Raw genomic sequence first — 14,542 nt, 5'->3', positions numbered from 1 at the left:
ACGATTATGCAAATGATTAAACAGTGCTTTTTCTTACTGGTTCTTGGGACCGCGGCGTTATTTATGCCGCACGCGAAGGCAATCTGTACGTCGTCCGATTTGCCCCGGCAGATTAACGTCGCCGCCATCTCCGTCTCCAGCACCCTGCCCGTGGGCGCCACTATCCCGGGTACGGAACAAACCGTTCACGTGGCGGGTAACTGCTATAACCTTTCTGACTTCGGGCTGCCGATTGTGGCGTGCTACTACGGCTCGGGTCTCGAAATACCGGGGCTCTCCGGCGTTTATGAGTCGGGCGTTGAGGGCGTTGGCGTGGCGCTGATGAATGATAAAGGTCAGCGAATTACCGGCGCGGGAGGTATTTACTGTAATTCCACCGCCACGCCGCTCGGGTTTGTCTCAACGGATTCCAGCGAGGCGTTCAATTTTAACGTGACGCTGGAACTGGTTAAAACGAGCGATACGGTGAAATCCGGTTCGCTTTCTCAGGCGCAGTCAAAGTTTGGCATCGGCGTATATCAACACGAAGGCATCAGCGATCCGAACACCATCTCTTATGCCGGGAACGTTGAACTTCAGAACGTGACCTGCTCCGTCCTGCCGAAAAACCTGACCGTAAACCTGGGCGATTTCCCGGTGAGCGATTTTGTCAGCGTCGGGATGCTGTCAAGTCCGGCGCAAAACTTTGACGTTACGGTGAACTGCAACAGCACCGTGCAGCCAGAGGTTAAGGTCACCAGCGCCAACGGCTATGAATCGGCGTTTGAAGGGGTGCTTAAGCTCACACAGCAAACTGGCGTAGCAACCGGCGTCGGGGTGAGAATGCTGTTTGATGACCATATCGCCACCTTTGATACCTATGTGAACACGCAAAGCGAGGCCATTGCCAACGAAACGCTGGTGATCCCGTTTGAGGTTCGTTACGAGCAGGTCAGCGATATCGTTACGCCAGGACCTGCCAACACCGTTGCCACCATTACCCTCGCCTATAAGTGACCGACATGAAAAAGCGTATTGCGATTCTGGCGCTGGGGCTGATCGCCCAGGCTCACGCCGACGATATCCAGATCCAGATGAACGGGAATATTTACGCCAACACCTGCATCATTGACAGCGCCAGCCGCAACCTGACGGTAGATTTAGGCCAGGCGGTGTCGGGCAGTTTTAAAGACGTGGGGGATACCGGCGAGTGGAAAGACTTTTCGCTCTCGGTATCGCACTGCCCGGCTACGCTTGCGCTTGCCACGGCCTATTTCTACGGCCAGGCCGACAGCGTGCACCCGACGAAATTCGCCAATATCGGCAGCGCAAAAGGGCTGGCGCTGGAGCTGGCCGACCGTCAGGACAAGATCCTGATTGCCCCGCAGGCCGCCTTTAACGCCGCCATTAACCCGAGTGACCACACGGCCACGTTCCCGCTGTCCGCACGCTACTACGCCACGTCCATGCCCGTCACCGCCGGCACGTTCAGCAGCGTGATTCAGGTGACCTTCACTTACCAGTAGGACCGCGCCCCTTAGCACGGATGCTATTCCTGCGCCCGGCGGCCAGTTTTGCCGGGCGTTTTTTTACCTCCGGCACTTCCGGCTGCTCAATCGGGAAGATCGGCAGCGCGTTCAGCAGCCGCTGACCATAGCTTTTGGTGAGCAGACGCTTGTCGTAGATCACCACTTCCCCCCAGCAGCCGTGACTACGGATTAATCGCCCCACCTGCTGGATCAGGTTAAACGAGGCGGCGGGCAGGCTTTGCACCTCAAACGGATAGCGGTTGAGGCTTTTCAGCCACTCGCCCTCGGTGATCACCACCGGGCTGTCGATGGGCGGGAAGGCGATTTTATGGATATGCACCTGCGTCAGGTAATCTCCCTTCAAATCCAGCCCTTCAGCAAACGACTGTAGCCCCACCAGCACGCTGCGCTCGCCGCTGTCGATGCGCTTGCGATGGGTTTCCACTAGCCGGTAACGGGGCTGGTCGCCCTGCACCAGCAGAAGCAGACGCAGGTCGGTGACGTGCTCAAGGAAGCGCTGCATCGCCCGTCCGCTGGCAAACAGCACCAGCATGCCGGGGTATTTTTTGCTCTCGACCTGCTCGCGGAAGTAGGCCGCCATCTCCGCAATATGCTGCTCTTCGTTGTCGATAAGCGGCTCGTACTGCATGCGTGGAATGACCAGCTTGCCCTGCTCGCAGTGGTTGAACGGCGAGTCCAGCGCCACAAAGCGGTCGCCCGCTTTCTCTTTCAGGCCGCTCATCTCCTGCAACCGTGAAAAACTGTTCAGGGAGCGCAGGGTCGCCGACGTCACCACGACGTGCGGCACGCTGCGCCAGATGAGCTTTTCCAGCTGATCGGCCACGCGGATGCCCACGCAGTGGAAGAACAGGTGGGCCTGCCCGTCCCGCACCTCGCGGGTGGCCCATTTGGTGACCGGTGCGCCCGATGCCTGCGCCATGGAGGCCAGCCGCCAGAGCTTGCTCTGGGCTTCAAACATGCCCAGCGCGCGGTTCATTTGCAGCAGAATGCGGTGCAGACGCACCACGTCATGGCTACCGGTTTTCTCGCTGAGATCGTTTAAGAACATCTCCGCCAGCCCGCGCAGCTTTTCGAGGTGCTTCGCCAGCTGCTGGCAAATGTCCATCACCTCTTCCGGCAGCTCACCCATCGCAAAGCGATGTTCCGCTTCCTGGGCGGCGGGAAGATAGAGGTTGAGGATGTTATTGAGCGAGGAGATAAGGCCGTACACCTCTTCGCAGTGCTCGCTCAGCCGCTCCGGGACCGCCAGCGGCGGCGTGGTTTTCGGGCGGAATTGCTCCATGCAGGTCGCCACCAGCTTGCAGAACAGATCCAGCTGAAGTCGAAACCACGGAGCGGTGATTTCCGCGCTCATCTCCAGCGCATCCCGCGCCACGTCGGGCAGATGGTGGCCTTCATCCAGCACCAGCAGCAGGTTTTTCGGCTCCGGCAGCACCGCCTCACTCTCCAGCGCGGCCATGACCAGCGCATGGTTGGCGACAACCACCTCCGCTTCCTGAATTTCACGTCGGGCGACGAAGAATGGGCACTCACGGTAGTAGTGACAGTTGCGGTTCAGGCAGCTGGCTTTATCGGTGCTGAGCCTGCGCCACAGGTCGTCGCCGATCGCCTGGCTGGTGTGATCCCGCAGGCCGTCCCACTTGTAGCCATCAAGATCGGCCTTCAGCTTTGCGCACTGCTCCTGCTCTGCCTTGTTATTGGGCGTCAGCTCGTCATCAAGAAACGCGAGCAGGTCCTGCTGCGAGGGCTCGCTGCTGGCCAGCGCCGCCAGATTGCGCGGGCAAACATACCGCCCGCGCCCAAAGGCGGCGGTGAAGCGAAGATCGGGGATGATTTTGCGCAGCAGCGGCAAATCTTTGCTGAAGATCTGATCCTGCAAGGCTACGTTCGCGGTGCTGACCACCAGCGTTTTGTCTTCTTCCCGCGCGATGGCGATGCCGGGAATGAGATACGACAGGGTTTTCCCGACGCCGGTCGGGGCTTCAATCGCCAGATGTCGCCCGTCGTCCCCGGCGAGCGTTTTAGCCACGTCGGCAATCATCTGCCGCTGCGGCGCTCGGGGGATAAAGTCGGGGATCTGCTGCTGTAGCGCCTTATACCAGGCGCCTATTTGCGCTTTCAGCGCGGCGGTTAAAGCCATTGGAAAACCTGAAATACTGTATAAACAGCCACTATTGTGGCACTTTCTCTTAGCCGCCGCAAAAAGAAAAGCCCGGCTTTACGACCGGGCTTCCAGATTACTGCGGGTTAGCAGGCTTGCGCGGACGGCGTCGGCGCTGCCCCTCGCCTGCCGGTTTACCTTCACCGCTGCGCCACGGGTTTTCACCGGCCGGCTTGCCGTCGTTATTACGACGCGGCGGCTTGCCCGCGGATTTTGGCGCGCCGCCTTCGGAACGACGCGGCTGCTGGCCACGACCGCCGCCGCCCTGACCGCGACCGCCGCCCTGACGACCGTTCTGAATCGGCTCGGCTTTGATGGACGGGTCAACTTCATATCCCGGGGTTTCGATGCGCGGGATCTCTTTCTTCAGCAGGCGTTCAATGTCACGCAGCAGTTTGTGTTCATCCACGCAAACCAGAGAGAGCGCTTCACCGGTGGCCGCCGCGCGACCGGTACGGCCGATACGGTGTACGTAGTCTTCCGGCACGTTTGGCAGCTCGTAGTTCACCACGTGCGGCAGCTCTTCAATGTCCAGACCGCGGGCGGCGATGTCGGTCGCCACCAGCACGCGAATATCGCCAGATTTAAAGTCCGCCAGCGCGCGGGTACGCGCGCCCTGGCTCTTGTTACCGTGGATCGCCGCGCTGCGGATGCCGTCTTTATTCAGCTGTTCCGCCAGGTGGTTGGCGCCGTGCTTGGTGCGGGTAAAGACCAGCACCTGCTGCCAGTTGCCCTGGCCGATCATCTGGGAGAGCAGTTCCCGCTTGCGCTTCTTATCAACGAAGTGCACGTGCTGCGTCACCTGCTCAGAGGCGGTGTTGCGGCGCGCCACTTCCACTTCCAGCGGGTTATGCAGCAGCTTTTCCGCCAGCGCCTTGATCTCGTCGGAGAAGGTCGCGGAGAACAGCAGGTTCTGGCGACGCGCCGGCAGCTTGGCCAGCACGCGGCGAATGTCGTGAATAAAGCCCATATCCAGCATGCGGTCGGCTTCGTCCAGCACCAGGATTTCAATGCTGTCGAGCTTCACGGCGTTCTGGTGCTCCAGATCCAGCAGACGACCCGGCGTTGCCACCAGCACGTCCACGCCGCCGCGCAGCTTCATCATCTGCGGGTTAATGCTCACCCCGCCGAATACCACCAGCGAGCGAATATTGAGGTAGCGGCTGTACTCACGCACGTTCTCACCAATCTGGGCCGCCAGCTCGCGGGTTGGGGTGAGGATCAGCGCGCGCACCGGACGACGGCCTTTGGCGTGCGGCTGGTTTTTTACCAGCAGCTCTAGCAGCGGCAGGGTAAAGCCCGCAGTCTTACCGGTACCGGTCTGCGCGCTGGCCATCAGGTCACGGCCCTGCAACACGGCCGGAATGGCCTGCTGCTGGATAGGGGTTGGCTCAACGTAGCCCTGCTCTGCGATGGCGCGCAGAATTTCCGGGTTCAGACCAAGGGAATCAAAAGACATAAAAACTCCGAACCGCCCCGACCATCACAGGTGTAGTTTTCAGGGAGATATAACGAATAAGAGGACAAAAACCACAATGTCGCGAAGGTGCGGAGTGTAGCAGCTTTTGTGACGTGGCGCATAAAATATCCCCGGTGATGGCTCGACGTTTGCGGAAATCAGGCATAATCTTAATCAATCGATTGATTAATTTTTAATGACGCTATGAATACAACCCCAACGACGACCAAAGGCGAACAGGCGAAAAGTCAGTTGATTGCCGCCGCGCTGGCACAGTTTGGCGAGTATGGTCTGCATGCCACCACGCGGGATATCGCCGCCCAGGCCGGGCAGAATATTGCGGCCATTACCTACTATTTTGGTTCAAAAGAGGATTTATATCTCGCCTGCGCCCAGTGGATCGCGGATTTTATCGACACCAGCTTTCGTCCGCACGTGGAAGAGGCCACCGCGTTATTCAGCCAGCCAGAGCCGGACCGGGCGGCCATCCGCCAGCTGATCCTTAACGCCTGCCACAATATGATCCGCCTGCTGACGCACGACGATACGCTGAACCTGAGCAAATTTATCTCCCGCGAGCAGCTCTCCCCCACTGCCGCCTACCAGCTGGTGCACGATCAGGTGATCGCCCCGATGCATAGCCATCTGACCCGGCTGATCGCCGCCTATACCGGACGGGATTCCGGCGATACCGACACCATTTTGCATACCCACGCCCTGCTGGGCGAAGTGCTCGCCTTCCGTCTGGGGCGCGAGACCATCCTGTTACGTACGGGCTGGACACAGTTCGATGAGGATAAAGCCGGGCAAATCAGCCAGGTCATTACCTGTCACGTTGATCTCATCCTGCAAGGCTTAACGCAAAGGAGCCAGAAGTCATGAAAAAACCTGTCGCCATCATACTGGTGGTTGTTGTTTTGCTTGCTGCGGGAATCGGCGGCTGGCTGTGGTATCAGAGCCAGCAGGATCGCGGCCTGACGCTGTACGGCAACGTGGATATCCGCACCGTGAATATGAGCTTCCGCGTTGGCGGGCGTCTCGCCTCGCTGAGCGTTGACGAGGGCGACGCCATCAAAGCCGGGCAGACGCTGGGAATGCTGGACAAAGCCCCGTTTGAGAACGCGCTGATGCAGGCAAAAGCAGGCGTCTCCGTCGCCCAGGCGCAGTACGACCTGATGCTGGCGGGCTATCGTGACGAAGAGATCTCCCAGGCGGCGGCTGCCGTTAAGCAGGCCAAAGCCGCCTATGACTACGCGCAGAACTTCTACAACCGCCAGCAGGGGTTGTGGAAAAGCCGCACCATTTCCGCCAACGACCTGGAAAACGCGCGTTCATCCCGTGACCAGGCGCAGGCGACGCTGAAATCGGCACAGGATAAGCTCAGCCAGTACCGCTCCGGTAACCGCGCGCAAGACATCGCCCAGGCGAAGGCCAGCCTCGAGCAGGCGCAGGCGCAGCTTGCCCAGGCAGAGCTGGATCTGCACGATACCACGCTCATCGCCCCGTCTGACGGCACGCTGATGACCCGCGCCGTGGAGCCGGGCAGCATGCTCAGCGCGGGCAGCACCGTGTTGACGCTGTCCTTAACCCGTCCGGTCTGGGTGCGGGCCTACATTGATGAACCGAATCTCGGCCAGATGCAGCCGGGCCGCGAGCTGCTGCTCTATACCGACGGTCGCCCGGACAAGCCGTATCACGGTAAAGTGGGCTTCGTCTCCCCTACCGCCGAATTCACGCCGAAGACCGTTGAAACGCCGGACCTGCGCACCGACCTGGTGTACCGCCTGCGCATCATCGTCACCGACGCGGACGATGCGCTGCGTCAGGGCATGCCTGTTACCGTGACCTTAAACGACGGGGAACGACATGAATGATGCGGTTATCCAGCTCAATAATCTGGTCAAACGCTTCCCGGGAATGGACAAACCGGCGGTCGCACCGCTGAACTGCACCATTCAGAAAGGCTATGTGACCGGGCTGGTGGGGCCGGACGGCGCGGGTAAAACCACGCTGATGCGGATGCTGGCGGGCTTACTGAAGCCGGACGAGGGATCGGCCCGCGTGCTTGGCCTCGATCCGATCAAAGACGACGCGGCGCTCCACGGCATACTCGGCTATATGCCGCAGAAGTTTGGCCTGTACGAAGATCTGACGGTAATGGAAAACCTCAATCTGTATGCCGATCTGCGCAGCGTCACCGGCGAAACCCGGCAGAAAACCTTTGCCCGACTGCTCGAATTTACCTCCCTCGGCCCGTTCACCGACCGGCTGGCGGGCAAGCTTTCCGGCGGGATGAAGCAGAAGCTGGGGCTGGCCTGTACGCTGGTGGGCGAGCCAAAAGTGCTGTTGCTGGATGAACCCGGCGTGGGCGTGGACCCGATTTCCCGCCGCGAGCTGTGGCAGATGGTGCACGAGCTGGCGGGTGACGGCATGCTGATCCTCTGGAGCACCTCTTACCTTGATGAAGCGGAGCAGTGCCGCGACGTGCTGCTGATGAACGAAGGCGAACTGCTCTATCAGGGCGAGCCCACCGAGCTGACGCACACCATGGCCGGGCGCAGTTTTCTGCTGCATAGTCCGCAGGAGTCCAACCGCACGCTGCTGCAACGGGTGCTGAAGCTGCCGCAGATCAGCGACGGCATGATTCAGGGCCGCTCGGTGCGCGTGATCCTCAGCAAAGAGGCGACCGCCGAGAGTATCCGCCAGGCGCAGGGGATGCCTGAGATTGAGATGCAGGAAACCGCCCCGCGCTTTGAAGATGCGTTTATCGACCTTCTGGGCGGGGCGGGAACCTCAGAATCACCGCTTGGCGCCATTCTGCACACGGTGGAAGGCACACCGGGCGAAACGGTCATCGAGGCGAAATCGCTGACCAAAAAATTCGGCGATTTCGCCGCCACCGATAACGTCAATTTTGCCGTGAAGCGCGGCGAGATTTTCGGCCTGCTCGGGCCGAACGGGGCGGGAAAATCCACCACCTTTAAAATGATGTGCGGCCTGCTGGTGCCGACGTCCGGCAAGGCGCTGGTGCTGGACATGGATCTTAAAGTCAGCTCCGGCAAGGCGCGCCAGCATCTGGGCTATATGGCGCAGAAGTTTTCGCTCTACGGCAACCTGACGGTTGAGCAGAACCTGCGATTTTTCTCCGGCGTCTACGGCCTGCGGGGGCGGGCGCAGAACGAGAAAATCGACCGCATGTGCGAGGCCTTCGGTCTGACCGATATCGCGTCACACGCTACCGACGCGCTGCCGCTTGGCTTCAAGCAGCGGCTGGCGCTGGCCTGCTCACTGATGCACGAGCCGGATATCCTGTTTCTTGATGAACCCACGTCAGGCGTGGACCCCCTCACCCGCCGCGAATTCTGGCTGCATATCAACAGCATGGTGGAAAAAGGCGTGACCGTGATGGTCACCACCCACTTTATGGATGAGGCGGAATACTGCGACCGCATCGGGCTGGTCTATCGCGGCAAGCTGATTGCTCACGGCACGCCGGACGACCTGAAAGCACAGGCCGCCGACGACGCACAGCCAGACCCGACCATGGAGCAGGCGTTTATCACCCTCATCCACGACTGGGATAAGGAGAATGCTCATGCGCAGTAACGCCCTTTCCTGGCGCCGGGTGCGCGCCCTGTGCATTAAAGAGACGCGGCAGATCGTGCGCGATCCCAGCAGCTGGCTGATTGCGGTGGTGATCCCCCTGCTGCTGCTGTTTATCTTTGGCTACGGGATTAACCTCGACTCCAGCAAGCTGCGGGTCGGTATTTTGCTGGAGCAGCAGAGCGAAGAGGCGCTGGACTTCACACACGCCATGACCGGCTCGCCCTACATCGACGCTACCATCAGCGACAGCCGGCAGGAACTGATCCAGAAAATGCAGGCCGGGAAAATTCGCGGCCTGATCGTCATCCCGGTGGATTTTGCCGCCAACATGGCGCGCCCGGGCGCCGATGCGCCGATCCAGGTAATTACCGACGGCAGCGAGCCGAACACCGCCAACTTCGTGCAGGGCTATGCGGAGGGGATCTGGCAGCTGTGGCAGATGCAGCGCGCCGAAGACCGGGGGGAGACGTTTGAACCGCTGATTGACGTGCAGACGCGCTACTGGTTTAACCCCGCCGCCATCAGCCAGCACTTTATTATACCGGGGGCGGTGACCATCATCATGACGGTGATTGGCGCGATCCTCACCTCGTTGGTCATCGCCCGCGAGTGGGAGCGCGGCACCATGGAGGCGCTACTTTCAACCGAAGTGACGCGCGTCGAGCTTTTGCTCTGTAAGCTCATCCCCTACTACTTCCTCGGCATGCTGGCGATGCTGCTGTGCATGCTGGTCGCCGTCTTTATCCTCGGCGTGCCGTACCGCGGCTCGCTGGTGCTGCTGTTCTTTATTACCAGCCTGTTTTTACTCAGCACGCTGGGAATGGGACTGTTAATTTCCACCATCACCCGCAACCAGTTTAACGCCGCGCAGGTGGCGCTGAACGCGGCTTTTCTGCCGTCGATTATGCTCTCCGGGTTTATCTTCCAGATAGACAGCATGCCGGCGGTGATCCGCGCCGTGACCTACATCATTCCGGCGCGCTACTTTGTCAGCACCCTGCAAAGCCTGTTTCTGGCGGGGAATATCCCGGTGGTACTGATTATCAACACCCTGTTTTTGCTGGCGTCGGCGGTGATGTTTATCGGCCTGACGTGGATGAAAACGAAAAGAAGATTAGATTAGCCATCGGATTTTGTAGGTCGGGTAAGCGCAAGCGCCACCCGACAGGAGGACGACGCGATGTTTCACCGTTTATGGACATTGATCCGCAAAGAGCTGCAATCGCTGCTGCGTGAGCCGCAGACCCGCGCCATTCTGGTGCTGCCGGTGCTGCTTCAGGTTGTACTGTTTCCGTTTGCCGCCACGCTGGAGGTCACCAACGCCACCATCGCGATTTACAACGAAGACAACGGCAAGCATTCCGTCGAGCTGACCCAGCGTTTCGCCCGCGCTAAGGCCTTTACCCATGTCCTGTTGCTGAAAAGCCCGCAGGCGATCCAGCCCACCATCGACACGCAGAAAGCGTTACTGCTGGTGCGCTTCCCGGCGGATTTCTCTCGTAACCTGGACACCTTCCAGACCGCGCCGATGCAGCTTATCCTCGACGGGCGTAACTCCAACAGCGCCCAGATTGCGGCGAACTACCTGCAACAGGTGGTGAAGGATTATCAGCAGGAGCTGATGACGGGCAAACCGAAGCCCAACAACAGCGAGCTGGTGGTGCGCAACTGGTATAACCCGAATCTGGACTACAAGTGGTTTGTGGTCCCGTCGCTTATCGCCATGATCACCACCATTGGCGTGATGATCGTCACCTCGCTGTCCGTGGCGCGCGAACGTGAACAGGGTACGCTGGATCAGCTGCTGGTCTCTCCGCTCGCCACCTGGCAAATATTTGTCGGCAAGGCGGTGCCGGCGCTGATCGTCGCCACCTTCCAGGCCACCATCGTGCTGGGCGTCGGGATTTGGGCCTACCAGATCCCGTTTGCCGGATCGCTGGCGCTGTTTTACTTCACGATGGTGATTTACGGCCTGTCGCTGGTCGGGTTTGGGCTGCTGATTTCCGCGCTCTGCTCAACCCAGCAGCAGGCGTTTATCGGGGTGTTTGTCTTTATGATGCCGGCGATTTTGCTCTCAGGGTACGTTTCGCCTGTTGAGAACATGCCGGTGTGGTTACAGGATTTGACGTGGGTAAACCCGATTCGTCACTTCACGGATATCACCAAGCAAATCTATCTGAAGGATGCGAGTCTGGATATTGTGTGGGGAAGTTTGTGGCCGCTACTGGTCATCGCGGCCACAACGGGCTCAGTGGCCTATGCGATGTTTAGACGAAACATCGCGTAGCTTTTTCTCTTTGGTGAGCAACGACACCACTGCCGGCCCTGCGAGGATAGCCAGACCCGCCAGGGCCAGCAGCAGGTTATTTTGCAGCACGCGTGACAGCAGCCACAGGACGATCATTGCCGCACCAAAATACCAGGTCGTGGTGAGCTCTTCGAGCACATCACCCACTTCACGCCAGCGCGCGTCGTGGTGACGCTGTAAAAACAGCATCGACAGCACGGTCACGCCGTAAAGCACACATAGCCCTAAGCCCACACGCACCAGCGTGCCGCTCATCCAGCCCATTACAAGTACGGCCACGACCAGTAAATGCAACATTATCTGCCAGCAACTCAAACCGGTTGCGACACGAACGCGTTGTTGCCACTTCATGGCTTCTCTCCTGAAGGATTTTTCTCTGCTAGTTCAGACTACCGCACTTTACGGAAAATTCCGTAACGCCGCATCTTTTTGTGACGCCTACTACACTTTATTTTCATCGGGATAGTCACCCAGGAAGGTGTTTATGAGCAAAAAAACGCAGCATTTCTCACTCAAGGTGCTGACGATTAACATTCATAAGGGCTTCACAGCATTTAACCGCCGCTTCATTTTACCGGAGCTGCGCGACGCGGTACGCACCGTCAGCGCCGATATTGTCTGCCTTCAGGAGGTCATGGGCGCGCACGAGGTGCACCCGATGCATTTCGAAAACTGGCCCGACACGCCACACTACGAATTTCTGGCGGACACGATGTGGAGCGATTACGCCTACGGGCGCAATGCGGTCTACCCGGAGGGGCATCACGGTAACGCGGTGTTGTCGCGCTATCCGATTGAACATTATGAAAATCGCGACGTGTCGGTCGGCGAGAGCGAAAAGCGTGGGTTGCTTTACTGCCGCATCGCGCCGCCGGATCTCGATTTTCCTGTTCACGTGGGCTGCGTTCACCTCGGCCTGCGTGAAGCCCACCGTCAGGCCCAGCTTCAGATGCTGGCCGAATGGACGAATGCGCTGCCCGAGGGCGAACCCGTGGTGGTAGCCGGTGATTTTAACGACTGGCGTCAGCGCGCCAACCATCCGCTGAAGGTCAATGCGGGGCTGGAGGAGATTTTTACCCGCGCCCGCGGTCGTCCCGCGCGGACGTTTCCGGTGCGCTTCCCCCTGCTGCGCCTTGACCGCATCTACGTAAAGAATGCCCACGCCAGTAGCCCGACGGCGCTGGCCTTGCTCAACTGGCGACATCTCTCCGACCATGCCCCACTCAGCGCGGAGATCCACTTATGAAATGCACATGGCAGGAAGGTAACCGTATTACGCTGCTGGAAAATGGCGATAATTTTTATCCGGCGGTCTTTGAGGCGATAAGCCACGCACAGCAGAAAGTATTCCTGGAAACGTTCATCTGGTTTGAAGACGACGTGGGCAGGCAGTTGCACAGCGCGCTGCTGCATGCCGCCCGTCGCGGTATAAAAATTGAGGTTCTGCTCGACGGGTATGGTTCGCCGGATCTGAGCGATGAATTTGTTAACGAACTCACCGCCGCAGGGGTGGTGTTCCGCTATTACGATCCCGGCCCGCGTCTGTTCGGCATGCGCACCAACCTGTTCCGCCGAATGCACCGCAAAATTGTGGTGGTGGACGAAACGGTGGCCTTCGTGGGCGGCATCAACTACTCCGCCGAGCATATGTCGGATTACGGTCCTGAGGCCAAACAGGATTATGCAATCCGCATTGAGGGACCGGTGGTACAGGACATCCAGCTGTTCGTGCTGGAAAACTTACCCGGCAAAGAGGCCGCTCGCCGCTGGTGGCGACGCCGTCATCGCCCGGAAGAGAACCGCAAGCCCGGCGAGGCGCAGGCGCTGTTTGTCTGGCGGGACAACGAGGAGCATCGGGACGATATCGAGCGTCATTACCTGAAGATGCTGGCGAACGCCAAACGCGAGGTGATTATCGCCAACGCCTATTTCTTCCCCGGCTACCGGATTTTACACGCCATGCGCAACGCGGCCCGACGCGGCGTGAGCGTGAAGCTCATCGTCCAGGGCGAGCCCGATATGCCGATTGTGAAGGTGGGCGCGCGTCTGCTCTATCGCTATCTGGTTAAAAGCGGCGTACAGATCTATGAATATCGCCGCCGCCCGCTGCACGGCAAAGTGGCGGTGATGGATGACCACTGGGCGACCGTCGGCTCCAGTAACCTCGATCCGCTGAGCTTATCGCTCAACCTGGAAGCGAACCTGATTATCCACGATCGTCAGTTTAATCAGACCCTGCGCGATAACCTTCAGGGGCTGATCAATAAAGACTGCGTGCGGGTGGATGAATCCATGGTGCCGAAACGCAGCTGGTGGAACGTGGGCATCGGCGTGGTGGTGTTCCACTTCCTGCGCCACTTCCCGGCCATGGTGGGCTGGCTACCGGCGCATACGCCGAAACTGGCGCTGGTGGATCCGCCCGTGCAACCCGAAATGGAAACCCAGGACCGCGTAGAGGCGGAAGATGGAGGGAAAACCTGATGTCGAAATCTCATCCTCGCTGGCGGCTGGCGAAAAAAATCCTGACGTGGCTGTTCTTCATCGCCGTCGCGGTACTGCTGGTCGTGTACGCGCAAAAGGTAGACTGGGAAGAGGTGTGGAAAGTTATCCGCAACTACAACCGGACGGTGCTGCTGGGCGCCATTGGGCTGGTGATAGTAAGTTACCTGATGTACGGCTGCTATGACCTGTTAGGGCGTGCCTACTGCGGGCACAAGCTGGCAAAGCGGCAGGTGATGCTGGTGTCGTTTATCTGCTACGCCTTTAACCTGACGCTGAGCACCTGGGTGGGCGGGATTGGCATGCGCTATCGCCTGTACTCCCGCCTCGGATTGCCGGGCGGCACCATCACGCGCATTTTCTCGCTGAGTATTACCACCAACTGGCTGGGGTATATCCTGCTGGGCGGGGTGATTTTCACCATTGGCGTGGTACAGCTGCCTGCGCACTGGTACATCGATGAAGCGACGCTGCGCATTCTTGGCATCGTGCTGCTGTTGATTATCGCGGCCTACGTGTGGGCCTGCGCCTTTGCCAAACGTCGCCATATGACCATTAAAGGGCAGAAGCTGGTGCTGCCTTCATGGAAGTTTGCCGTCCTGCAAATGGTAGTATCCAGCGCCAACTGGATGGCGATGGGGGCCATTATCTGGCTGCTGATTGGGGAAGATGTGAATTACTTCTTCGTGCTGGGCGTGCTGCTGGTAAGCAGTATTGCTGGCGTGATTGTGCACATTCCGGCGGGGATTGGCGTACTGGAAGCGGTGTTTATCGCGCTGCTTGCGGGTGAGCATGTCTCTCAGGGAACGATTATCGCCGCCCTGCTCGCGTACCGCATGATCTACTATTTCCTGCCGCTGGCGCTGGCAACGGTCTGTTATCTGGTGCTGGAGAGTCGGGCGAAGAAGTTGCGCGCGAAGAATGAGAGGATGTTAGCGAAGTGAATAAGTCGGGTGGCGGCTTCGCCTTACCCGACCTAG

Annotated in this window: 13 protein-coding genes; 10 read left to right on the top strand and 3 right to left on the bottom strand. The window is 59.2% G+C overall.

What is annotated here, in order from left to right; all coding sequences use genetic code 11:
* The first annotated feature begins 6 nt into the window (after positions 1-6).
* On the top strand, positions 7-996 hold the full coding sequence (locus tag E0L16_RS02310; protein ID WP_131636216.1) for a fimbrial protein: 990 nt from the start codon (positions 7-9) through the stop codon (positions 994-996).
* Positions 997-1,001: 5 nt separating this feature from the next.
* Positions 1,002-1,505, top strand: coding sequence for a fimbrial protein (locus E0L16_RS02305; RefSeq protein ID WP_112792568.1), 504 nt, complete (start codon positions 1,002-1,004; stop codon positions 1,503-1,505).
* Here E0L16_RS02305 and dinG read toward each other — a convergent pair.
* Positions 1,492-3,669 (bottom strand): ATP-dependent DNA helicase DinG, encoded by a 2,178-nt coding sequence (gene dinG, locus E0L16_RS02300; RefSeq protein ID WP_131636215.1) that lies wholly within the window; start codon positions 3,667-3,669, stop codon positions 1,492-1,494. The two genes, E0L16_RS02305 and dinG, sit on opposite strands and share 14 nt — an antisense overlap.
* 97 nt (positions 3,670-3,766) lie before the next feature.
* On the bottom strand, positions 3,767-5,149 hold the full coding sequence (gene rhlE / locus E0L16_RS02295) for an ATP-dependent RNA helicase RhlE (protein WP_063449289.1): 1,383 nt from the start codon (positions 5,147-5,149) through the stop codon (positions 3,767-3,769).
* Between the two features lie 204 nt (positions 5,150-5,353).
* Here rhlE and cecR point away from each other — a divergent pair, with 204 nt between their 5' ends.
* From cecR to E0L16_RS02270, 5 genes are read left to right on the top strand one after another with little or no spacing between them, the layout of a single operon-like run.
* Positions 5,354-6,031 (top strand): transcriptional regulator CecR, encoded by a 678-nt coding sequence (gene cecR / locus E0L16_RS02290; protein WP_131636214.1) that lies wholly within the window; start codon positions 5,354-5,356, stop codon positions 6,029-6,031.
* Positions 6,028-7,023 (top strand): secretion protein HlyD, encoded by a 996-nt coding sequence (gene hlyD / locus E0L16_RS02285; RefSeq protein WP_107534968.1) that lies wholly within the window; start codon positions 6,028-6,030, stop codon positions 7,021-7,023. The genes cecR and hlyD overlap by 4 nt, the downstream gene beginning before the upstream one ends.
* Complete coding sequence (locus tag E0L16_RS02280) at positions 7,016-8,755, top strand: ATP-binding cassette domain-containing protein (RefSeq protein WP_107534967.1); 1,740 nt, start codon at positions 7,016-7,018, stop codon at positions 8,753-8,755. Before hlyD ends, E0L16_RS02280 begins: the two co-directional genes overlap by 8 nt.
* A complete protein-coding gene (locus E0L16_RS02275) occupies positions 8,745-9,878 on the top strand; it encodes an ABC transporter permease (RefSeq protein ID WP_063449293.1) in 1,134 nt (377 codons plus the stop codon). The genes E0L16_RS02280 and E0L16_RS02275 overlap by 11 nt, the downstream gene beginning before the upstream one ends.
* Before the next feature lie 57 nt (positions 9,879-9,935).
* Complete coding sequence (locus E0L16_RS02270) at positions 9,936-11,042, top strand: ABC transporter permease (protein WP_063866159.1); 1,107 nt, start codon at positions 9,936-9,938, stop codon at positions 11,040-11,042.
* Here the strand turns inward: E0L16_RS02270 and E0L16_RS02265 are convergent.
* Positions 11,004-11,414, bottom strand: a complete 411-nt coding sequence (locus E0L16_RS02265) for a YbhQ family protein (RefSeq protein ID WP_006809522.1) — start codon at positions 11,412-11,414, stop codon at positions 11,004-11,006. The genes E0L16_RS02270 and E0L16_RS02265 overlap by 39 nt on opposite strands.
* A gap of 133 nt (positions 11,415-11,547) precedes the next feature.
* On the opposite strand from E0L16_RS02265, the gene E0L16_RS02260 reads away from it, so the two are divergent.
* Genes E0L16_RS02260 through E0L16_RS02250 form a run of 3 tightly spaced genes read left to right on the top strand, consistent with a single transcriptional unit; the run spans position 11,548 to position 14,506 of the window.
* Positions 11,548-12,309 (top strand): endonuclease/exonuclease/phosphatase family protein, encoded by a 762-nt coding sequence (locus E0L16_RS02260; protein ID WP_063866157.1) that lies wholly within the window; start codon positions 11,548-11,550, stop codon positions 12,307-12,309.
* A complete protein-coding gene (clsB, locus tag E0L16_RS02255) occupies positions 12,306-13,544 on the top strand; it encodes a cardiolipin synthase ClsB (RefSeq protein ID WP_063449296.1) in 1,239 nt (412 codons plus the stop codon). Before E0L16_RS02260 ends, clsB begins: the two co-directional genes overlap by 4 nt.
* On the top strand, positions 13,544-14,506 hold the full coding sequence (locus E0L16_RS02250; RefSeq protein WP_063866156.1) for a lysylphosphatidylglycerol synthase domain-containing protein: 963 nt from the start codon (positions 13,544-13,546) through the stop codon (positions 14,504-14,506). Before clsB ends, E0L16_RS02250 begins: the two co-directional genes overlap by 1 nt.
* Positions 14,507-14,542 lie beyond the last annotated feature (36 nt).

This window comes from Enterobacter quasihormaechei, from assembly GCF_004331385.1.
Lineage (GTDB): Bacteria > Pseudomonadota > Gammaproteobacteria > Enterobacterales > Enterobacteriaceae > Enterobacter > Enterobacter quasihormaechei.
The sequence above is the reverse complement of the archived record's forward strand: the minus strand, read 5'-3'. Positions and strand labels throughout refer to the sequence as shown.

What these genes read in the sequence shown, in the direction of transcription:
- E0L16_RS02260 (WP_063866157.1), top strand. Translation starts at nt 11,548, where the DNA reads ATGAGCAAAAAAACGCAGCATTTCTCACTCAAGGTGCTGACGATTAAC.
- E0L16_RS02265 (WP_006809522.1), bottom strand. Translation starts at nt 11,414, where the DNA reads ATGAAGTGGCAACAACGCGTTCGTGTCGCAACCGGTTTGAGTTGCTGG.
- E0L16_RS02270 (WP_063866159.1), top strand. Translation starts at nt 9,936, where the DNA reads ATGTTTCACCGTTTATGGACATTGATCCGCAAAGAGCTGCAATCGCTG.
- hlyD (WP_107534968.1), top strand. Translation starts at nt 6,028, where the DNA reads ATGAAAAAACCTGTCGCCATCATACTGGTGGTTGTTGTTTTGCTTGCT.
- E0L16_RS02275 (WP_063449293.1), top strand. Translation starts at nt 8,745, where the DNA reads ATGCGCAGTAACGCCCTTTCCTGGCGCCGGGTGCGCGCCCTGTGCATT.
- cecR (WP_131636214.1), top strand. Translation starts at nt 5,354, where the DNA reads ATGAATACAACCCCAACGACGACCAAAGGCGAACAGGCGAAAAGTCAG.
- E0L16_RS02305 (WP_112792568.1), top strand. Translation starts at nt 1,002, where the DNA reads ATGAAAAAGCGTATTGCGATTCTGGCGCTGGGGCTGATCGCCCAGGCT.
- E0L16_RS02250 (WP_063866156.1), top strand. Translation starts at nt 13,544, where the DNA reads ATGTCGAAATCTCATCCTCGCTGGCGGCTGGCGAAAAAAATCCTGACG.
- dinG (WP_131636215.1), bottom strand. Translation starts at nt 3,669, where the DNA reads ATGGCTTTAACCGCCGCGCTGAAAGCGCAAATAGGCGCCTGGTATAAG.
- E0L16_RS02280 (WP_107534967.1), top strand. Translation starts at nt 7,016, where the DNA reads ATGAATGATGCGGTTATCCAGCTCAATAATCTGGTCAAACGCTTCCCG.
- E0L16_RS02310 (WP_131636216.1), top strand. Translation starts at nt 7, where the DNA reads ATGCAAATGATTAAACAGTGCTTTTTCTTACTGGTTCTTGGGACCGCG.
- rhlE (WP_063449289.1), bottom strand. Translation starts at nt 5,149, where the DNA reads ATGTCTTTTGATTCCCTTGGTCTGAACCCGGAAATTCTGCGCGCCATC.
- clsB (WP_063449296.1), top strand. Translation starts at nt 12,306, where the DNA reads ATGAAATGCACATGGCAGGAAGGTAACCGTATTACGCTGCTGGAAAAT.